Here is a 19,486-nt window from a genome sequence, read left to right as displayed (position 1 = left end):
TTTTTATAATTTTGCTTTGTTTAATGCAGCGATCCCGTCGCGTAATATCGCTACGCGATGGTTCACATCTGCATTGGCATTTATTTCCAGCAATTTAATACCGGCAAATTGCAATAGTTCGGTTCCTGCACAGGTGAATAATTCGCGGGCATGATCGGCGGTCATCAGGCTCTGCGGGCAGAAAGGAGCAAACGGCGCGTGTAGGTCCTGCCACTCGCCGTATTCTCCTGTAATCGTCGTGCCGGAGAACATCAGCGCGCCCAGTTTCCCGGCCCGTTGGACCTGCTGCGTGTGGGCCAGCGGTAGGGCGAGGTCCTGCCCTTCAATCGCCGATCGCGCCCAGTTAATACACACGCTGATGTCGTAACCGGCGATCGCGTCCAGTACGTTTTCTAACGGCAAAAATCCTTTGCGTGGTGCGGGGCCAGTCATAGCATCGCAATGTTCCAGCACCAGATCGCAGGACCAATCCCAACGGGTAATTTCCTGGAGCGAAAGGGCAAACGCGTCGGTGGCCTGAGCGACATTGGGGTTGCTTGCCAGCGGAGCGGCATGCAGTTCAAGGGCGATTATTTTCCCGGCGCTGGCCGCATTAATACGGTTGATTTTCTGGTGCAGATGGCGGTAATACGCCACACAGGCCTGACGCTGCTCTTCGTCGCTGGAGGCCAGCCCAAAACCGCTATTGATGCCGCGACGGCGCATGGTCTCCATAATCGCTGTGACCACGATTTGCCACTCGCCTGGCGTATGGCGCAATAACCACTCGTCACCTAACGGATGCAGATGCTCAAGGCAGGGCTGTTCCAGCCCGCGAATATCCGGGGTATCGGAGAGTTGACGCCAGAATTCCTTCTCTTCCTCTTCACTCTTTTGGTGAAATGAGGGTGCACAAGGGTACGCACCGATAATATAACCGGTAGTGTTAGCTTTCATTTTTGTGCTCCTTTTATAAAACTGAAATAGCAACCTTCACGACTATTTTGCGGATCGGCGTGGCGACAGTTTTATGACATGCAGGGCGATGAACATCCTGCGGGAAAAATATGGCGTAACTTCCCGGAATCATTTCAATAAAAGATTCATGTTCACTGGCGTGATAAAAAATAATATCGCGCTGTGCTAATAACGATTCGCTGATTTGATTATTTCCGGTATCAATGGCGATACCGATTTTTTCTTCACCCCAGGCTAAAAACTGAATATCAAGATAGCGACGATGTACTTCTGGGCGATTTTCGGCAGCGTCACGCGTGGTTAAATCGATAATCTGCGCGAAGATATTTTTACCCTCGATCTCCACCGCGCCCGGCTCAAGTTTGCGGAAATCCGTGGTGCGCAGGAAGTCGAGCGCTCTTTCAATCGCCTCGGGCAAACGACACGGATTAGGCTGTGAGATATGTCCAAAGATCATGGGGTTGCTCCTTACAGCGTCTGAATTTTTGCCCAGACGCTGTCATCAACGGTGATGCCGTTACGGCGATTTTCTTCCAGTAGCTTTGTAAACTCGTGGCCAGGCAGACGAACAGGCGTGTTTTCATCAGCGCGTTCGGCGGTGGTGATGAAATCCATAATCCGCTGGAGTTTCGCATCGCGCGTGGCGCCATCGATCAGCTTATCCACTTCAATGGCGATGAAAATCTGCGAAACGCCATATTCGTCGCTGTTATCCTGAGTGACCTCCGCAACAGAAGAGCCGTCAGAAAGCAGGGTGGCGATCATATCCAGCACAATCGACAGACCTGAACCTTTCCAGTAACCCATTGGCAGAATGCGACGATTTTTTTCGATAACGCCAGGCTCTTTGGTGAGATTACCTTCATCGTCAAAGCCACCGTCTACCGGCAGTTCGCGACCGGCCAGGCGATTCACTTCCAGCATGCCGTAGGAGAACATCGACATCGACATATCAACCATGGTGATTGGCGTGGAGGGGATCGCGACAATCAGCGGGTTAGTGCCAATGCGGCACTCCTTTGAACCCCACGGCGGCATGACGGCAATTGAGTTGGTCCAGCAGATACCAATGTAACCTTTCTCCGCGGCCTGCCAGCCATAGCTGCCGCCGCGCATCCAGTGGTTGGCGTTACGTAGCGCCACCAGACCAATACCGTGATCGGAGGCCAGTTCAATGGCTCGGTCCATCATCTTTTTCGCCGTCAGATTGCCGATCGAACGCCGGGCATCCCATTGCTCAATCGCCCCCAGGCTGGTGATGCGCTGTGGTTTGGCTTCAGGAATGATGTCGCCGTTATCCAGTTGCTGAATGAAGCGGGGAAAACGGTTGACGCCATGCGAATAGACGCCGGATTCGGTGGTGCGGGCGAACATTTCTGCACAGGCATCTGCGGTTTCAGCGGCGATACCGCGTGTCAGCAGTACCCGATTGAACGCATCTTTTAACTGTTCAAAGGTGACTTTCATTCCTGTTTCCTTGTTTAAATTTGATCGCTTTTTTATCTCTAAATTTCATTATGCGAAATCTGATTTCAAATATAGCGATCAAAATTTAACAGATCAACGGGGTGGCCTGTTTTTTAAAATCTGCAAAATCAAACAGTTGTGTTTTTTCGGTTCAGATCGTGAACTGAAACACACTTTGCGCTACCATCAGAGCGCGACGAAAAGGGGAGCGGAAAAAATGGGCACAAAAGAGAGTGAAATGACGCAAGACAAAGAGAGGCCAGCCGGAAGTCAGAGCCTGTTCCGTGGTTTGATGTTGATTGAGATCCTGAGCAACTATCCGAATGGGTGCCCGCTGGCCCACCTGTCTGAACTGGCGGGGCTGAACAAAAGTACCGTGCATCGACTCTTGCAAGGATTGCAATCCTGCGGCTATGTCACACCCGCACCCGCTGCGGGCAGCTATCGGCTGACCACTAAATTTATCGCCGTTGGGCAGAAGGCGCTGTCGTCACTGAATATCATCCATGTCGCTGCGCCGCACCTTGAAGCGCTGAATATTGCCACCGGCGAAACCATCAACTTCTCCAGCCGTGAAGATGACCACGCTATTTTGATCTATAAGCTCGAGCCGACGACGGGCATGCTGCGTACCCGCGCCTATATCGGCCAGCATATGCCGCTGTACTGCTCCGCGATGGGCAAAATCTATATGGCGTTTGGACATGCGGATTACGTGGCGTCCTACTGGGAGAGCCATCAGGATCTGATTCAGCCGCTGACCCGCAACACCATCACTGGTTTACCGGCGATGTACGATGAACTGGCGCAAATCCGCGAAAGCAGTATGGCGATGGATCGGGAAGAGAACGAGCTGGGGGTTTCCTGTATTGCCGTGCCGGTGTTTGATATTCACGGTCGGGTGCCATATTCGGTGTCGATTTCACTTTCTACCTCGCGTCTGAAGCAGGTAGGGGAAAAGAATTTACTCAAGCCGCTACGCGAAACCGCTCAGGCAATTTCCAATGAGCTGGGCTTTACCGTTCGCGATTAGGCGCATGCCTGACATCGTTCAGTCACCTGACAAAATTTAACCGTTTCCCCTGTCCGATCAAGGCAGCAGGGAGTCTCTCTCTGGCAATCTGTGGTTTTCACTCTGACGGAGGGGGCAATGAACGAGTTTATAATGGCGGATGCGGCAAAATGTATTGGGTGTCGTACCTGCGAAGTTGCCTGCGTTGTCGCACATCAGGAAAATCAGGATTGCGCATCGGTCTCCTCCGGGGCATTTATCCCGCGGATTCGGGTGATTAAAGACGACGCCTTTACGACGGCAGTTGCCTGTCATCAGTGCGAAGATGCTCCCTGCGCTAACATGTGCCCAACCCACGCAATTCGTCGTGAACATGGACATATCTTCGTTGAACAGGCGCAGTGTATTGGCTGTAAAAGCTGCATGATCGCGTGTCCGTTTGGGGCGATGAACGTTGTCGCACGAACGTCACGGGCGCAGGCGATAAAATGTGATTTGTGCTGGCATCGCGAGACGGGACCCGCATGTGTAGAAGCCTGCCCGACCAGTGCCTTGCAGTGTATTGATGCTGTCAGTATGCAGCGACAGCGTCTGCGTTCGCTGCCGCTGTGAAGCGACCCGACCCGCGCTCGGGTCGGGATTTGCGTTAGCCTTCCAGCCAGGCGCGCTCGATCTCTTCTGCCAGAATCTTCACGCCAGCCTCGATTTTCTCCGGCTCCGGAACGTAATTCATACGCATGCACTGATGGGTATGCGGCCAGGGTTTATCCAGCCCCGGGAAGAAGTAATCACCGGGAACCATCAGTACGCCGCGCGCTTTCAGGCGCTGATACAGCAGCTCGGTGGTGATCGGCAAATCTTTAAACCATAACCACAGGAAAATCGCCCCTTCTGGTTTGTGGATGAGGCAGCGATCTTCAGATAAATAGCGACGAATGATCGCAATAGTCTGCTGAACGCGCTGGTAATAAAACGGTTTGATCACCGTCTCAGAAAGGCGCAGAAGATCATTACGTTTAATCATTTCGCACATCATCGCCGGTCCCATTCCGCCGGGCGCAAGGCTGATAATGCCATTCATATTGGTGATGGCGGTGATGATCTTTTCATTGGCGATAATGATGCCGCAGCGGGAGCCTGGCAGACCCAGCTTAGAAAGGCTCATGCACAGCACAATGTTTGGGTTCCACAGCGGCCGGGCTTCGCTAAAAATGATGCCTGGGAACGGTACGCCATACGCGTTATCGATCACCAACGGGATACCGTGCTGGTTGGCCAGCCGATCCAGCTTCATCAGTTCTTCGTCGGTGATCACGTTGCCTGTCGGGTTAGTCGGGCGCGACACGCAGATCATCCCCGTTTCTTCACCGATGTGCAGATGTTCAAAATCAACGTGATACTTAAACTGGCCTTCTGGTAACAGCTCGATGTTTGGGCGTGCAGAGACAAAGAGTTCTTCTTCCAGCCCGGCATCGGCATAGCCAATATATTCCGGCGCTAATGGGAACAACACTTTTTGGGTTGTTCCGTCGGCGCGGCGTCCGGCGAAGAGATTGAATAAGTAGAAAAATGCGCTCTGACTGCCATTTGTCAGTGCAATATTTTGTGGCTCGATATCCCAACCCTGCTTCTCACGTAGCAGTTTCGCCAGCTCGGCCAGTAGCTCGGTTTTACCTTGTGGACCGTCATAATTGCAAAGCGCATCAGCGGCTTTGCCGTTTTCCAGCATATCTGCCAGCAGAGACTGAAAGTAATTTTTCATCTCTGGAATTTGCGCCGGATTACCGCCGCCGAGCATGATGGCGCCTGGTGTGCGTAAACCATCGTTGAGGTCCTCCATCAGGCGTGTGATGCCTGAATGGCGGGTAAATTTGTCGCCAAAAAGTGAGAATGTCATAGCAGGTGGTCTGTCGAACTGAGTAGTAAAGTGGCTAACCATAGCGCTACCTATGGCGGGGTGCAAATCAGGGGTATCAGTCTGGATTGATGTTTTGTGCTGCAAATTTTTGTCGGGCTGGTGTTTTATCGTGAATTTGGCTTCTCGTATCAGCGAGTACGAGAAGCCCGTCAGGATCAGGGCTGACCGGCCCACACCACCATAACTTTATCGTTGCCATGCTCACGGACGAATCCGTACCCCTGCTTCAATGTCAGTGTGGTTTGTTTACCGGCGCCAATGGCGGGATGTCTGGCCCTGAACTGGCTGATACGTTGCCAATGTGCCACGCTGGCGGCAGATTTCCCGGTTACGTCCTGCCAGTTCATCTCTGAGCGCGTACCCTGCAAGGGATCGGACCCCGTGGGGCCGAAAGGCCGGGCTGACTCGTCACCGTAAAACAGTTGTACTGCCCCAGGCGCCAGCAGCAATAGCTCGGCGGCTTTGTCTCCACCCTCGCGAAACAGCCGGGTATCATGGGAGGAGAGATAGCTCAGAACGTTGAAATCCTGCAGTTTTTCCGCCATCTGTTGCCAGGTGAGATCCATATTTGCCAGACAATCAACGGCTTTCGCCGCCTGCTCCTGATAGTCGAAATTGATCATCGCGTCGAAACCGTGACGATAATAGTCGCTTTGCATGACGCCGTGACCCCAGGCTTCACCGGTCATCCAGAAGGGTTTATCATCCAGGGCTTTGTCCGGGTGGGCTTTCTTCCATTCGACCAGCGCCGCGCTGGCCTGTGTTTTAAGCTGCTGCCAGGCGGGAAGCTCGACGTGTTTGGCGGTATCGACCCGAAAGCCGTCAATTCCGTAATCGCGCACCCACTGACTGAGCCAGTGGGTCAGATAATCGCGGGGCGTGTAGCCGGCGATCGCTTTGGCGTGAGTATCCGGTTTGTGCTGATAAAAATTAGGCAGGCCGGAAGGCGTGGTGGATTCGGTTTTCAGATCGGGCAGGAAAGCCAGCGACATGGTCAGGTCGTCAAAACCAGGGTTGTCGTAATCGCCAATATCGGTGCGGATCCAGTTTTTGCCCCACCATTTTTCCCAACCGGCTTTATCGCTGAAGTTGATGTAATCATTAAAGCTATGCCAGCTCTGCCCGGCAGCTGGCTTCCAGTCCGTCCAGCGTTCGCCGAGCGTGTTTTTCAGCTCATCGCCTGATAAGTACAGCGCCCCAAACTGATATTCCTGCATATCCGCCAGCGTGGCGTAGCCAGTATGGTTCATCACGACATCAAACAGGACACGGATGCCGCGCTGGTGAGCGCCGTCAACCAGCGCGCGCAGATCGTTTTCGTTGCCCATATTGGCGTCGAGCGTGGTCCAGTCCTGAGTGTAGTAGCCATGGTAGGCGTAGTGGGGGAAATCGCCTTTGGTGCCACCGCCGACCCAGCCGTGGATTTGCTCAAACGGCGCGCTGATCCATAACGCATTGACGCCCAGTTGTTGCAGATAGTCGAGTTTGCTGGCAAGACCGCGTAAATCGCCGCCGTGGAAGGTGCCAATTTCCTGCATACCGTCGTTGCGCCGACCGTAGCTGTGGTCGTTGCCCGGATCGCCATTCACAAAGCGGTCCGTCAGGACGAAATACACCGTCGCGTTATGCCAGTCGAAAGCGGCGGGGGCGTCGGTTTCCGCTCGTTCCAGCAGCAACAACCCGTTACTGGTTGCGGCGGGCTGCAGGGTAATCGACCCGTTTTTTACCGTCGCCGTTTGGTTGCTGTAGTAGTCGCGCACCACGGCGCCTTCCGGGAAGGTCTGACTGACGTCCAGCGTTAATGGCGAACCATCCCATTTCGGACACTGGCGAATTTGGCTACTGACGGGGTCTGCGGCGCTTTTGACTGAGAGCATCAGCGTTGGCGTACCGGAGCGGGTATCGACTTCCAGCGTGTAATCGCCGTCCTTGAATAAACGCCACTGCGGCGGCGCGCCTTCACAAGGTTTAAGCGACAGCATCTGGTTGAGTTTTATCGCGTCTGCTGGCTGCCAGCACTGTTGGTCAAAATTCAGAATTAAAGGACGAGTACCCTTCGTCAACGCTGCATGGCTGACGAATTTACCCGTACCTTCCGCTTCGAAGGCGGGAAGTCCCTGAGAAGTCCATGTTGAGGCGATGGCAATGCCGGGCATTAGCGCCAGCGCAACGGCGGCAAGTTTCATAATGCTGTCCTTGATGCTGCGATTTTAGCCAGTTTGCCAGTGAAATCAGGCCGGAAACTCCTCCTTTGAGGTGATTCCGCCAGGAGGAGAAGTGAGGGTGAGCTAATGCGCGCAAAAAATGAACTAATTTTGCGATAACCCCCACATTTTCATCAAATTAATGGCAGCCCGAATCGTTAACGCGTGACATAGTTTCAGAATTGGACTATTCCTTTGGGTGCTCTTGACCGTTATTTTTGATATGATTTGAGATTCATCTCTCATTTTTTTGAAAAATATAAGGTGTTGGAATGTATAAATCCGACCAGGAGACCTAATGATATTGACTCCCATTCGACGATATGGGGCAATGATTCTTATGTTACTCACCGTTGCATTTTCGGGTGAGGCGCTGGCAAAGACACACACGGCGACAACGAGTCACAAGCCCCAGGTAATCAAGGCAAGTAATAAACAGGTTAGCAGTAAACAAGAGTATTCTCGCAATAGTGCAAAGAGTAGTTCACTTCCTGATTTGCGAAAATACCCTTCCGGAACACCAAGGAAAAAAGCGTTTCTCCGGACGGTTATGCCTTATATTACCAGTCAAAATGCTGCCATTACGGCGGATCGTAACTGGCTGATTTCAAAACAGTACCAGAATCGCTGGTCACCTACAGAGCGTACGCGGATGAAAGACATCGCTAAGCGCTATAAGGTGAGCTGGTCTGGCAACACGCGTAAAATTCCGTGGAACACGCTGCTTGAGCGTGTAGACATTATCCCGACCAGTATGGTGGCAACCATGGCTGCGGCTGAAAGCGGCTGGGGGACGTCGAAGCTGGCGCGGAGCAACAACAACCTGTTTGGCATGAAATGTGGCAAAGGGCGTTGTAATAATGCCCCTGGTAAGGTGAAAGGCTACTCACAGTTTGAATCAGTGAAAGAGTCAGTCAATGCCTATGTCATTAACCTGAATACGCACCCAGCTTACTCTTCTTTCCGGAAGTCACGTGCGCAACTGCGTAAAGCCGATCAGGAAGTCACCGCTACTGCGATGATCCATAAGCTGAAGGGTTATTCCACTAAGGGACAGAGCTACAACAACTATCTGTTCGCAATGTATCAGGATAACCAGCGCTTAATTGCCGCGCATATGTAACGTGTGCTAATCCGGTCTACAAGTCATCTCGTAGGCCGGATCAGACGAAGCCGCCATCCGGCAATTCCCTCTATAGCAACACTTCACTATTCACATCGCGATACTCTTTTGGCGTCGTGTCGTACTCTTTCTTGAAGACGGAATAGAAGTACTGCAGTGATGGATAGCCGCTCATTTGTGAAATTTCGTTGATCGACAGCGTGGTGGAAATCAACAGGCTGCGCGCTTTTTCCAGCTTCTCGGCATGAATCACCGCATGGATAGTTTCTCCGACCTCTTCTTTAAAACGTTTCTCCAGATTCGACCGCGAAATCCCCACTGAATCCAGCACCTGTTCGACTTTAATGCCTTTGCAGGCATGGTTGCGGATAAAGTGCATCGCCTGAATCACCGCCGGATCGGTCAATGAACGGTAGTCAGTTGAACGGCGTTCAATGACGCGCACTGGCGGGACCAGTATGCGTTGCAGCGGTAGTTCTTCATTCGCCAGTAACCGGTGCAGAAGCTTAGCGGCCTGATACCCCATCTGCCTGGCCCCCTGAGCAACGGATGACAGCGCCACCCGCGACAGGTAACGGGTCAGTTCTTCGTTGTCGATTCCAATCACGCACAGTTTTTCCGGGACCGGAATATGCAGGTGTTCGCAAGCTTGCAGAATGTGCCGCGCTCGCGCGTCGGTGACGGCGATAATGCCGGTTTGCGGCGGCAGAGTTTGCAGCCAGTCCGCCAGACGATTTTGCGCGTGCTGCCAGTTTTCCGGCGCGGTTTCCAGTCCCTGATAGACAACTCCACGGTACTTTTCTTTAGCGACCAGTTGGCAAAACGCATATTCACGTTCAGCCGCCCAGCGTTTGCCGCTTGAAGCGGGCAGTCCGTAGAACGCGAACCGGTTGATCCCTTTTTCTTTCAGATGCAGGAAAGCGCTTTCTACCAGCGCGTGGTTATCGGTGGCAATGTAATGCACCGGCGGATAATCCTGTTCCGCATGGTAGGAACCCCCGACGCCGATGATAGGAACATCCACATCGGCAAGTAATTGTGCAATGTCATCATCGTCATAATCGGCAATAACACCATCGCCTAACCAGTCTTTAATATTATCAATGCGGGCGCGGAAATCTTCCTCAATGAATATATCCCACTCTGATTGTGATGCCTGTAAATATTCACCCACCCCTTCTACCACCTGGCGGTCGTAGGCTTTATTGGCATTAAATAATAGAGTGATGCGGTGACGTTTATCAAACATAAGAATCTGTCCTGGAAGGTTAACGTGGCCTGTCGATACTAGCAAAACCGCAGGGACGACTGCTTGATGAAGCGTGACAAATTTTTATTTTCTTAATGCTACGCAAAATTCACATACTGAACGCGGGATGACAATTGCCATTTTTTATCTGCGCATTACGGTTTTTTGTTTAATGATTAACCTTCGATCGCGATCGCTTTTTTAATTCTCTTTTCACTGCGCTTTTTTGGGAGCCAGCGCACGTTTGGGTATTCTCTTAATGGCGGTGTGAAATAACGTAATTGAGCAATAAATCAGGAAATTCCAGTATAGCTATATCGCAGTTTACTTGCCGTATTACCTGATTATGGAGCTTATTATGCAGGCTTATTTCGACCAACTCGATCGTGTTCGTTTTGAAGGGACTAAAACTACTAACCCGCTCGCATTTCGCCATTACAACCCTGACGAAATCGTGTTGGGCAAACGCATGGAAGATCATCTGCGTTTTGCCGCCTGCTATTGGCATACATTCTGCTGGAACGGTGCGGACATGTTCGGCATGGGCGCTTTCGATCGTCCGTGGCAGCAGCCCGGAGAAGCACTGGAGCTGGCGAAACGCAAAGCGGATGTCGCATTTGAGTTCTTTCACAAGCTGAACGTCCCTTACTACTGCTTCCATGACGTGGATGTCTCGCCGGAAGGCGCGTCGCTGAAAGAGTACAAAAACAACTTTGCGCAGATGGTTGATGTGCTGGCGGCAAAACAGGAACAAAGTGGGGTCAAGCTGCTGTGGGGAACGGCAAACTGCTTCACCAATCCACGCTACGGCGCGGGCGCGGCCACGAATCCGGACCCGGAAGTGTTCAGCTGGGCTGCCACACAGGTAGTCACGGCGATGGATGCCACGCACAAGTTAGGCGGTGAAAACTACGTTCTGTGGGGCGGCCGTGAAGGCTATGAAACGCTGCTGAATACCGATCTGCGTCAGGAACGTGAGCAGATTGGCCGCTTTATGCAACTGGTGGTAGAGCACAAACACAAAACGGGTTTCCAGGGCACTTTGCTTATCGAACCGAAGCCGCAGGAACCGACCAAACACCAGTACGACTACGATGCGGCGACCGTTTACGGGTTCCTCAAGCAGTTCGGCCTGGAAAAAGAGATCAAACTGAATATCGAAGCCAACCACGCCACGCTGGCGGGTCACTCATTCCATCATGAAATCGCCACTGCTATCGCGCTGGGTCTGTTTGGTTCTGTCGATGCCAACCGCGGTGACGCACAGTTGGGATGGGATACTGACCAGTTCCCAAATAGCGTAGAAGAGAATGCGTTGGTGATGTACGAAATCCTCAAAGCGGGCGGCTTCACCACCGGCGGTCTGAACTTTGACGCCAAAGTTCGTCGTCAGAGCACCGATAAATACGATCTGTTCTATGGTCATATTGGCGCAATGGATACCATGGCGCTGTCGCTGAAAATTGCGGCCCGTATGATTGAGGACGGTGGTCTGGATCAGCGTGTGGCCAAGCGTTACGCTGGTTGGAATGGTGAGTTGGGCCAGCAAATTCTGAAAGGGCAGATGACGCTGACGGAAATTGCGCAGTACGCTGAACAACATAATCTGGCGCCAGTGCATCAGAGCGGCCATCAGGAACTGCTGGAAAATCTGGTAAACCATTATTTGTTCGACAAATAACAGGTTTCTGAGAACGTCCGTAAGCCCGGAAAGCCACGCGCTGCCGGGCCTTTCTTTAAGGAACGATACGCTATGTATATCGGGATAGATCTTGGCACCTCAGGCGTAAAGGCCATTCTGCTGAATGAGCAGGGCGATGTGATCGCTTCGCAAACGGAGAAACTCACGGTCTCGCGTCCGCATCCGTTATGGTCAGAGCAGGACCCTGAACAATGGTGGCTGGCAACGGATCGCGCCGTAAAAGCGCTGGGCCAGCAGCATTCGCTCAGTGAGGTGAAAGCGTTAGGGATTGCCGGCCAGATGCACGGCGCGACGTTACTGGACAAGCAACAGAAAGTATTACGTCCCGCAATCCTGTGGAACGATGGTCGCTGCGCTGAAGAGTGCGTAATGCTGGAGAACCTGGTTCCGCAGTCTCGTGCTATCACCGGCAACCTGATGATGCCTGGCTTTACCGCGCCAAAGTTGCTGTGGGTGCAACGTCACGAGCCGGAGATTTTCAGCCGGGTAGATAAAGTGCTGCTACCGAAAGATTACCTGCGTCTGCGTATGACCGGCGATTTTGCCAGCGATATGTCTGATGCGGCAGGTACGATGTGGCTGGATGTCGCCAAACGTGACTGGAGTGATGTCATGCTGGCGGCCTGTAAGCTGTCTCGTGCGCATATGCCTGCGCTATACGAAGGTTGTGCGATTACCGGAACATTGCTGCCAGAAGTCGCCCTGGACTGGGGAATGAATGAGGTTGCGGTCGTTGCCGGGGGCGGTGATAACGCGGCGGGAGCGGTCGGCGTAGGCATGATGAATGCCGGTCAGGCGATGCTTTCGTTGGGTACATCCGGCGTCTATTTTGCGGTAAGCGACGGCTTCCTCAGTAAGCCGGAAAGCGCGGTCCATAGCTTTTGTCATGCTTTGCCGGAGCGATGGCACCTGATGTCCGTGATGCTGAGTGCGGCATCCTGCCTGGATTGGGCGGCGAAATTAACCGGACTGGCGAGCGTACCGGCATTGATCGCCGCAGCGCAACAAGCGAATGCAGACGCCGAGCCAGTCTGGTTTTTACCTTATCTGTCCGGTGAACGTACGCCGCATAATAACCCGCAGGCGAAGGGCGTATTTTTCGGTCTGACGCATCAGCATGGCCCGGCAGAACTGGCGCAGGCGGTACTGGAAGGTGTGGGTTTTGCGCTGGCCGACGGCATGGATGTCGTGCATGCGTGCGGTGTACAGCCAGCCAGCATTACGCTCATTGGCGGCGGGGCTCGCAGCGAATACTGGCGTCAGATGCTGTCTGATATCAGCGGGTTGCAACTGGATTATCGTACCGGCGGCGATGTTGGTCCTGCACTCGGTGCGGCGCGCCTGGCGCAAATTGCCATGAACCCGCAAAAGCCGTTATCAGACATGCTGCCTCAGCTTACGCTGGAACAGGCGCATTATCCTGATGCTGAGCGCCATGCGCTCTACCAACAGCGTCGGGAAACCTTCCGTCGTATTTATCAGCAATTACAGCCGCTGATGTCCTGACGACCTTCCCCTCTGGATAACAGAGGGGATTGATTTAATATATATTTCAATCTAATAAATAATTGATACACATGGATTTATTCTGAAAATCCAGTGTGGTGGCATTTTTCTGTGTTGTCTTTAGCGGGTTATTCATATTGTACCCATGATGGATAAGGAGATCCCAATGAAGACCACCAGGCTGTTGCCATGGATATTATTCTTCTCTGGCATACTGATTTACGTTGTTGGCTTATGGCATGCCTGCCCGTTATTGAGTGGCAAAGGCTATTTTTTGGGTGCGCTGATGACGGGAATGTTCGTGACGTATGCTTATCAGCGTGCTGTAAATCTTAATCAGAATGACGAATGCTTCACCTCCATATGCAAGATGGTGGCGTTGATAACGCTGGGACTACTGCTGGTAGGGATATGGAATATTCCGTTAGCGCCCATCGAAAAGGGGCTATACCCGGCAGCATTCTTCGTGTGTTTGGTCGGACAAGTTTTACTGCTGCGTCCAGGGCAGAATGAACAAAACGGTGAGTCTTAACTCACCAGCCTGCGTGTATCAATGCGCTGCAACAGTATGGATAACAGCAGGCTACCCGCCAGCGTGGCGCTAAAAATCCATAGCATATCCAGCGGTGGCCAGTTCTTGAGTTCTAAACCGTTGGTGCGTAGCGCGTGAATGATCAGCGCATGAAAGCCATAAATACCCAACGAGTGACGGGAAATAAGGCCCAATACCGGCAGAGTGCGCGTGCTGAGCGTGTTTTTGACCAGCGTCAGGAGCGAGACGGCGCAAATAAATACTGCCGGGCCGCAGTAGAGGTACCAGGTATCGGCAAAATTGCCTCGCCAGCGCAGTTCATGCAACGTGCCTCGAGAGATAACAAACACGGCGACGATGAACAACGCTGCACAGAGCCAGGTGAGCGAACGTTTCTGTGTATCCATCATGCCAATCGCCCTTCCCAGCATGCCGTACAGGATGTAATAGAAAGTGTCGCCACTGATGTACAGGTTGATGGGAAGCCACTCAAAACCGCCAATTTTTTGTGAGACGGTGTTGGGATTGGCAATCACCCCAGTCACTACCATGAGCGCCAGCAGCATCTTGCCGCTGATATTTTTCACCTGTATCAGCGGGGAAACCAGGTAGATGACGGCGATGGCGAAGAAAAACCACAGGTGATAGAACACCGGCTTTTGCAGCAGGTTTTTCAGCGACAGCTCAGCGTTGATCGAGGTAAACAACAGGATATAGGCCAGCGACACGCTGCTGTAAAAAAGAATGCACAGCGCGATGCGCGTGAAATGACGCGGTTTGGCGCTGCGTTCGCCAAAAAACAGATAACCCGAAATCATAAAGAACAACGGTACGCTGACGCGAGAGGCGGAATTGAGCACATTGGCCAGATCCCAATTAAACGGGCTGACGCTGTGCGCATTGGTGATGTACCAGGTTGTGGTGTGGATCATCACGACCATTAAACAAGCTATTCCGCGCAGGTTATCAATCCAGAAAATTTTGGGCTGCATCAGTTCCTCTGTCTCCATTAAAAAAAGTCTGACCGATTTTTTGCGAGCGTAACTCACTGGAATAATCTGAGTTTTTACGCTAAAGCTTGAGATGGTCTGATGAGATTCTCAAAATAAGATCCGTTTCCAGACACTAATAATAAGACTGACCAGCAAACCAGGCGGTAATAAAATGATGATGAAGTATTTCTTTCCCGCGCTCGCTATCTTTTTGTTGGCGGCGTGCGCCGACACACAGCCGCCTGCACCTGCGCAGAAGGCGAAAAAGGTGAATGCCGCACGTTCGCTCGATATGGCGGCATTGTGCAAAAGTGAAGCGGCAGAGCTTTATAACACCGGCGCGCAGAAAATTGATATCGCCGGCCTGGAACAATTCCAGGGCAGCTATGAAATGCGCGGTTCGACCTTCCGTAAAGAGAGTTTTGTCTGCTCTTTTGATGCAGACGGGCAGTTTTTGCACCTTTCCATGCGCTAAGTTCCCCCTTTTTCCCGTTTCGTACTGTATATCTTGCAGCCAGCGGGTATACTGACCGCTTCCTTTAAATCCACACGTATCCAGCACGAAATAATATGCAAAAGTTTGATACCAGGACCTTCCAGGGCTTGATCCTGACCTTACAGGATTACTGGGCTCGCCAGGGCTGCACCATCGTTCAACCATTGGACATGGAAGTCGGCGCGGGGACATCTCACCCAATGACCTGCCTGCGTGCGCTGGGGCCGGAACCGATGGCGACTGCGTATGTGCAGCCTTCTCGTCGTCCGACCGACGGCCGCTATGGCGAAAACCCGAACCGCTTACAGCACTACTATCAGTTCCAGGTAGTGATTAAGCCGTCTCCGGACAATATTCAGGAGCTGTACCTGGGTTCTCTGAAAGAGCTGGGTATGGACCCGACCATTCACGACATCCGTTTCGTGGAAGATAACTGGGAGAACCCGACGCTGGGTGCCTGGGGGCTGGGTTGGGAAGTGTGGCTGAACGGTATGGAAGTCACGCAGTTCACCTACTTCCAGCAGGTTGGTGGTCTGGAATGTAAACCTGTGACCGGGGAAATTACCTACGGTCTGGAACGTCTGGCCATGTACATTCAGGGCGTAGACAGCGTTTACGACCTGGTCTGGAGCGACGGCCCGCTGGGTAAAACCACTTACGGCGACGTGTTCCATCAGAACGAAGTGGAGCAATCCACCTATAACTTCGAATACGCCGACGTGGACTTCCTGTTCACCTGCTTCGAGCAGTACGAGAAAGAAGCGCAGCAGCTGCTGGCGCTGGAAAATCCACTGCCGCTGCCTGCGTATGAACGTATTCTGAAAGCCGCCCATAGCTTCAACCTGCTGGATGCGCGTAAAGCCATCTCCGTCACCGAGCGTCAGCGCTATATCCTGCGCATTCGCACCCTGACTAAAGCTGTGGCAGAAGCTTACTACGCTTCCCGTGAAGCCCTTGGCTTCCCGATGTGCAACAAAGAGAAATAAGAGGCGGCCATGTCTGAGAAAACTTTTCTGGTGGAAATCGGCACTGAAGAGCTGCCACCAAAAGCACTGCGCAGCCTGGCTGAGTCCTTTGCTGCGAACTTTACCGCGGAGCTGGATAACGCTGGCATCGCGCACGGCAACGTTGAGTGGTTCGCCGCACCGCGTCGTCTGGCGCTGAAAGTCGCGAACCTGGCTGAAGCGCAACCTGACCGTGAAGTTGAAAAACGCGGCCCGGCAATTGCTCAGGCGTTTGACGCCGAAGGCAAACCGAGCAAAGCGGCAGAAGGTTGGGCGCGTGGCTGCGGTATCACCGTTGACCAGGCCGAGCGTCTGACCACCGATAAAGGCGAGTGGTTGTTGTACCGCGCGCATGTGAAAGGCGAAAGCGCTGAAACGCTGCTGCCGAACATGATCGCCACCTCGCTGGCTAAGCTGCCGATCCCGAAACTGATGCGCTGGGGCGCGTCTGACGTCCATTTCGTGCGTCCGGTTCACACCGTGACTCTGCTGCTGGGTGACAAAGTGGTTCCGGCAACGATTCTGGGCATTCAGTCCGATCGCGTGATTCGCGGCCATCGCTTTATGGGCGAAGCGGAATTCACCATCGATTCTGCCGATCAATACCCAGAAATCCTGCGTGAGCGCGGTAAAGTGATTGCGGATTACGCTGAGCGTAAAGCGAAAATCAAAGCCGATGCTGAAGAAGCGGCGCGCAAGATTGGCGGTAACGCCGATCTGAGCGAAAGCCTGCTGGAAGAAGTCACCTCGCTGGTGGAATGGCCAGTAGTGCTGACCGCGAAGTTCGAAGATAAATTCCTCGCGGTTCCGTCAGAAGCGCTGGTTCACACCATGAAAGGCGACCAGAAGTACTTCCCGGTTTACGCCAACGACGGCAAACTGCTGCCGAACTTTATCTTCGTTGCCAACATCGAATCGAAAGATCCGAGCCAGATTATTTCCGGTAACGAGAAAGTGGTTCGCCCGCGTCTGGCGGATGCCGAGTTCTTCTTCAATACCGACCGTAAAAAACGTCTGGAAGATCATCTGCCGCGTCTGCAAACCGTGCTGTTCCAACAGCAACTGGGTACGCTGCGCGACAAGACCGATCGTATCCAGGCGCTGGCGGGCTGGATTGCTGGCCAGATTGGCGCTGACGTTAACCACGCAACGCGTGCGGGCCTGCTGTCCAAGTGTGACCTGATGACCAACATGGTCTTTGAGTTCACCGACACCCAGGGCGTGATGGGCATGCACTATGCGCGTCATGATGGCGAAGCGGAAGATGTGGCCGTGGCGCTAAACGAGCAGTATCAGCCGCGCTTTGCCGGCGATGACCTGCCGTCTAACCCGGTAGCCTGTGCCGTGGCGATTGCCGACAAGATGGATACCCTGGCGGGTATCTTTGGTATCGGCCAGCATCCGAAAGGCGATAAGGACCCGTTTGCGCTGCGTCGTGCCGCGCTGGGCGTGCTGCGTATTATCGTTGAGAAGAACCTGAATCTCGATCTGCAAACGCTGACCGAAGAAGCGGTTCGTCTGTATGGTGACAAGCTGACCAACGCGAAAGTCGTGGATGACGTTATCGACTTTATGCTCGGTCGCTTCCGCGCCTGGTATCAGGACGAAGGTTACACTGTTGATACTATTCAGGCCGTGCTGGCGCGTCGTCCGACTCGTCCAGCTGATTTCGACGCACGTATGAAGGCGGTATCGCACTTCCGTACGCTGGAAGCCGCGTCCGCGCTGGCTGCGGCGAACAAGCGTGTATCGAACATCCTGGCGAAGTCTGAAGAAACGCTGAACGACCGCGTGAATGCGGCAACGCTGAAAGAGCCGGAAGAAATTGCGCTGGCGATGCAGGTTGTGGTGCTGCGCGACAAGCTGGAGCCAATCTTTGCAGCCGGGCATTACCAGGAAGCGCTGGTTGAGCTATCGGCACTGCGTGAACCGGTCGATGCCTTCTTCGAGAAAGTCATGGTTAACGTAGAAGATAAAGAACTGCGTATTAACCGTCTGTCTATGCTCGAAAAACTGCGCGAGCTGTTCCTGCGCGTGGCGGATATTTCGCTGCTACAGTAACGGTCCTGAGCTGACTTAGAAAATGCCGGATGGCGTCTCCGCCTTATCCGGCATTTTTTTATGTGTTAGCGCAACTGCAACTTAGTCAGGCAGGTCTGGCTGTCTTCCATAGTCTTAATAGGATACTCGGCTGATTTACCGTTGTAGCTTACTGCGATGGTGCCTTCCATATTGCGCGGTAGCCATACCCCGACGAAGCCGTTTCGACCGCTCTTCATCGCTTTTTGTACTACGACCTCTCCCTTACTGTCCGTCACTTTGACATTGAATGTCTTCTCCGGCATTTCGCCCTGGCAGCCAGACAGACTATGGTTGAAGCAAGGGTGTGTTTGCCATTCATAGGGGGCAAATGACAGGTAGAATTTGTCACCGAGCGGCAGGGTATAAACCTGATCGCCAGAAGAGAGTTTCAGCGCGGTGCTGGTGACAGACGCTGAGTAAGGCAACGGGCGACTCTGCGGCGACTGGTCAATAGTCTCTACGATTTGCTCAACGGATTTACCGCTGAGTCCATGTTCCGCCAGAAAAGTGGCTTCCGGGGTCGCCGCGAATGCAGTGCCCGTTGTGAGCAAACCTAAAACCAGCAGCAGTGAGGATTTCGACATAGTTTCAATTCCTTGTGAACATTATGGAATACAGACTCGCTCACTATAAAGCTTGCCCTTAGGGAAAGGTCAAAGGTACGGCGGGTAAAGTAATGCAAAGACGCGTTTCGGTGGGATGTATTGCGGAATACAGATAAAAAAAATCCCCGCCGTTTGGCAGGGATTCAGAATTTTGAGCTTTTTAAGCTTACAGGCTGGTTACGTTGCCAGCTGCCGGGCCTTTAGCGCCGCTTTCGATGGTGAAGGAAACTTTCTGACCTTCGTCCAGAGATTTGTAGCCATCGTTCTGGATAGCAGAGAAGTGTACGAACACATCTTTAGAACCATCGTCAGGAGTGATGAAGCCGAAACCTTTATCAGCGTTGAACCATTTTACGATACCAGTCATTTTACCGGACATAGTGTATTACCTTTTAAAAAATAAGTGTGCCTTTCGGCGATATGGCGTGCTCTACAGATTTTTTAACAGTAAAGGAAATGCTCACTACGAGGGGTATCAATGATAACTCTTGAAGGGACTTGCCTTACTAAACTGCTGTAATGGTCTGTACGTCAAACCGTTGAGAGCATTAACTCATTTTACGCCTGTGGATGCAACTACTATTTTCTTATTTGTGGATACCCTCCGTAAGGGAACGGCCCTTTTACCGGACCGTTC

At 52.7% G+C, this 19,486-nt stretch carries 18 protein-coding genes; 9 read left to right on the top strand and 9 right to left on the bottom strand.

Going from position 1 to position 19,486, the window contains the following annotated elements; translation table 11 throughout:
- Nucleotides 1-3: 3 nt before the first annotated feature.
- From FDW97_RS14450 to yiaK, 3 genes are read right to left on the bottom strand one after another with little or no spacing between them, the layout of a single operon-like run.
- Complete coding sequence (locus FDW97_RS14450) at nt 4-936, bottom strand: DUF4862 family protein (RefSeq protein WP_137351223.1); 933 nt, start codon at nt 934-936, stop codon at nt 4-6.
- Nucleotides 937-949: 13 nt separating this feature from the next.
- Complete coding sequence (locus FDW97_RS14445; RefSeq protein WP_137351222.1) at nt 950-1,414, bottom strand: YhcH/YjgK/YiaL family protein; 465 nt, start codon at nt 1,412-1,414, stop codon at nt 950-952.
- A gap of 11 nt (nt 1,415-1,425) precedes the next feature.
- Nucleotides 1,426-2,424: a 3-dehydro-L-gulonate 2-dehydrogenase gene (gene yiaK / locus FDW97_RS14440; protein ID WP_137351221.1), complete on the bottom strand. Its 999-nt coding sequence runs from the start codon at nt 2,422-2,424 to the stop codon at nt 1,426-1,428.
- Between the two features lie 217 nt (nt 2,425-2,641).
- Here yiaK and yiaJ point away from each other — a divergent pair, with 217 nt between their 5' ends.
- Entirely contained in the window at nt 2,642-3,457 is an 816-nt protein-coding gene (gene yiaJ, locus FDW97_RS14435; RefSeq protein ID WP_038642923.1) for an IclR family transcriptional regulator YiaJ, read from the top strand.
- 117 nt (nt 3,458-3,574) lie between these two features.
- On the top strand, nt 3,575-4,048 hold the full coding sequence (locus FDW97_RS14430) for a 4Fe-4S dicluster domain-containing protein (RefSeq protein ID WP_137351220.1): 474 nt from the start codon (nt 3,575-3,577) through the stop codon (nt 4,046-4,048).
- Nucleotides 4,049-4,082: 34 nt separating this feature from the next.
- Here FDW97_RS14430 and avtA read toward each other — a convergent pair whose 3' ends face one another.
- Together avtA and malS are read right to left on the bottom strand one after the other, a co-directional pair.
- Complete coding sequence (gene avtA, locus FDW97_RS14425; RefSeq protein WP_038635218.1) at nt 4,083-5,333, bottom strand: valine--pyruvate transaminase; 1,251 nt, start codon at nt 5,331-5,333, stop codon at nt 4,083-4,085.
- Nucleotides 5,334-5,509: 176 nt separating this feature from the next.
- Nucleotides 5,510-7,540, bottom strand: coding sequence for an alpha-amylase (gene malS / locus FDW97_RS14420; RefSeq protein ID WP_137351219.1), 2,031 nt, complete (start codon nt 7,538-7,540; stop codon nt 5,510-5,512).
- 316 nt (nt 7,541-7,856) lie between these two features.
- Between malS and FDW97_RS14415 the strand changes: the two genes are divergently transcribed.
- Nucleotides 7,857-8,681 carry a protein bax gene (locus tag FDW97_RS14415; RefSeq protein ID WP_038635213.1) on the top strand — a complete coding sequence of 275 codons (825 nt, stop codon included), beginning with the start codon at nt 7,857-7,859 and terminating at the stop codon, nt 8,679-8,681.
- 70 nt (nt 8,682-8,751) lie between these two features.
- On the opposite strand, the gene xylR is transcribed toward FDW97_RS14415, so the two are convergent.
- Nucleotides 8,752-9,930, bottom strand: a complete 1,179-nt coding sequence (gene xylR / locus FDW97_RS14410; RefSeq protein WP_137351218.1) for a D-xylose utilization transcriptional activator XylR — start codon at nt 9,928-9,930, stop codon at nt 8,752-8,754.
- 358 nt (nt 9,931-10,288) lie between these two features.
- Here xylR and xylA point away from each other — a divergent pair, with 358 nt between their 5' ends.
- The 3 genes from xylA to yiaB all read left to right on the top strand — a co-directional run bounded on the left by xylA (nt 10,289) and on the right by yiaB (nt 13,670).
- On the top strand, nt 10,289-11,611 hold the full coding sequence (gene xylA / locus FDW97_RS14405) for a xylose isomerase (protein WP_038635208.1): 1,323 nt from the start codon (nt 10,289-10,291) through the stop codon (nt 11,609-11,611).
- A 72-nt stretch (nt 11,612-11,683) separates the two neighbouring features.
- On the top strand, nt 11,684-13,138 hold the full coding sequence (gene xylB / locus FDW97_RS14400) for a xylulokinase (RefSeq protein WP_137351217.1): 1,455 nt from the start codon (nt 11,684-11,686) through the stop codon (nt 13,136-13,138).
- A 166-nt stretch (nt 13,139-13,304) separates the two neighbouring features.
- Nucleotides 13,305-13,670: an inner membrane protein YiaB gene (yiaB, locus tag FDW97_RS14395; protein ID WP_069323738.1), complete on the top strand. Its 366-nt coding sequence runs from the start codon at nt 13,305-13,307 to the stop codon at nt 13,668-13,670.
- On the opposite strand, the gene FDW97_RS14390 is transcribed toward yiaB, so the two are convergent.
- A complete protein-coding gene (locus FDW97_RS14390) occupies nt 13,667-14,662 on the bottom strand; it encodes an acyltransferase (RefSeq protein WP_069323830.1) in 996 nt (331 codons plus the stop codon). The two genes, yiaB and FDW97_RS14390, sit on opposite strands and share 4 nt — an antisense overlap.
- Before the next feature lie 172 nt (nt 14,663-14,834).
- Here FDW97_RS14390 and FDW97_RS14385 point away from each other — a divergent pair, with 172 nt between their 5' ends.
- From FDW97_RS14385 to glyS, 3 genes are all read left to right on the top strand, one after another.
- Nucleotides 14,835-15,137: a YsaB family lipoprotein gene (locus tag FDW97_RS14385; RefSeq protein ID WP_137351216.1), complete on the top strand. Its 303-nt coding sequence runs from the start codon at nt 14,835-14,837 to the stop codon at nt 15,135-15,137.
- A 95-nt stretch (nt 15,138-15,232) separates the two neighbouring features.
- Nucleotides 15,233-16,144 (top strand): glycine--tRNA ligase subunit alpha, encoded by a 912-nt coding sequence (gene glyQ / locus FDW97_RS14380; protein WP_001168552.1) that lies wholly within the window; start codon nt 15,233-15,235, stop codon nt 16,142-16,144.
- A gap of 9 nt (nt 16,145-16,153) precedes the next feature.
- Nucleotides 16,154-18,223 carry a glycine--tRNA ligase subunit beta gene (gene glyS, locus FDW97_RS14375; protein WP_137351215.1) on the top strand — a complete coding sequence of 690 codons (2,070 nt, stop codon included), beginning with the start codon at nt 16,154-16,156 and terminating at the stop codon, nt 18,221-18,223.
- 65 nt (nt 18,224-18,288) lie between these two features.
- Here the strand turns inward: glyS and cueP are convergent, their stop codons facing one another.
- A complete protein-coding gene (cueP, locus tag FDW97_RS14370) occupies nt 18,289-18,828 on the bottom strand; it encodes a copper-binding periplasmic metallochaperone CueP (RefSeq protein ID WP_001620860.1) in 540 nt (179 codons plus the stop codon).
- Nucleotides 18,829-19,015: 187 nt separating this feature from the next.
- Nucleotides 19,016-19,228: an RNA chaperone/antiterminator CspA gene (gene cspA / locus FDW97_RS14365; protein WP_000014594.1), complete on the bottom strand. Its 213-nt coding sequence runs from the start codon at nt 19,226-19,228 to the stop codon at nt 19,016-19,018.
- Nucleotides 19,229-19,486 lie beyond the last annotated feature (258 nt).

The sequence above is a fragment of the Citrobacter sp. wls708 genome, from assembly GCF_005281255.1.
Taxonomy (GTDB): Bacteria; Pseudomonadota; Gammaproteobacteria; order Enterobacterales; family Enterobacteriaceae; genus Citrobacter; species Citrobacter werkmanii.
The sequence above is the reverse complement of the archived record's forward strand: the minus strand, read 5'-3'. Positions and strand labels throughout refer to the sequence as shown.

Excerpts from the sequence above, each read along its gene's own strand:
- xylA (WP_038635208.1), top strand. The coding sequence starts at position 10,289 with ATGCAGGCTTATTTCGACCAACTCGATCGTGTTCGTTTTGAAGGGACT.
- yiaB (WP_069323738.1), top strand. The coding sequence starts at position 13,305 with ATGAAGACCACCAGGCTGTTGCCATGGATATTATTCTTCTCTGGCATA.
- FDW97_RS14415 (WP_038635213.1), top strand. The coding sequence starts at position 7,857 with ATGATATTGACTCCCATTCGACGATATGGGGCAATGATTCTTATGTTA.
- FDW97_RS14430 (WP_137351220.1), top strand. The coding sequence starts at position 3,575 with ATGAACGAGTTTATAATGGCGGATGCGGCAAAATGTATTGGGTGTCGT.
- xylB (WP_137351217.1), top strand. The coding sequence starts at position 11,684 with ATGTATATCGGGATAGATCTTGGCACCTCAGGCGTAAAGGCCATTCTG.
- FDW97_RS14390 (WP_069323830.1), bottom strand. The coding sequence starts at position 14,662 with ATGCAGCCCAAAATTTTCTGGATTGATAACCTGCGCGGAATAGCTTGT.
- yiaJ (WP_038642923.1), top strand. The coding sequence starts at position 2,642 with ATGGGCACAAAAGAGAGTGAAATGACGCAAGACAAAGAGAGGCCAGCC.
- xylR (WP_137351218.1), bottom strand. The coding sequence starts at position 9,930 with ATGTTTGATAAACGTCACCGCATCACTCTATTATTTAATGCCAATAAA.
- cspA (WP_000014594.1), bottom strand. The coding sequence starts at position 19,228 with ATGTCCGGTAAAATGACTGGTATCGTAAAATGGTTCAACGCTGATAAA.
- glyQ (WP_001168552.1), top strand. The coding sequence starts at position 15,233 with ATGCAAAAGTTTGATACCAGGACCTTCCAGGGCTTGATCCTGACCTTA.
- yiaK (WP_137351221.1), bottom strand. The coding sequence starts at position 2,424 with ATGAAAGTCACCTTTGAACAGTTAAAAGATGCGTTCAATCGGGTACTG.
- malS (WP_137351219.1), bottom strand. The coding sequence starts at position 7,540 with ATGAAACTTGCCGCCGTTGCGCTGGCGCTAATGCCCGGCATTGCCATC.
- cueP (WP_001620860.1), bottom strand. The coding sequence starts at position 18,828 with ATGTCGAAATCCTCACTGCTGCTGGTTTTAGGTTTGCTCACAACGGGC.
- FDW97_RS14385 (WP_137351216.1), top strand. The coding sequence starts at position 14,835 with ATGATGATGAAGTATTTCTTTCCCGCGCTCGCTATCTTTTTGTTGGCG.
- FDW97_RS14445 (WP_137351222.1), bottom strand. The coding sequence starts at position 1,414 with ATGATCTTTGGACATATCTCACAGCCTAATCCGTGTCGTTTGCCCGAG.
- FDW97_RS14450 (WP_137351223.1), bottom strand. The coding sequence starts at position 936 with ATGAAAGCTAACACTACCGGTTATATTATCGGTGCGTACCCTTGTGCA.
- avtA (WP_038635218.1), bottom strand. The coding sequence starts at position 5,333 with ATGACATTCTCACTTTTTGGCGACAAATTTACCCGCCATTCAGGCATC.
- glyS (WP_137351215.1), top strand. The coding sequence starts at position 16,154 with ATGTCTGAGAAAACTTTTCTGGTGGAAATCGGCACTGAAGAGCTGCCA.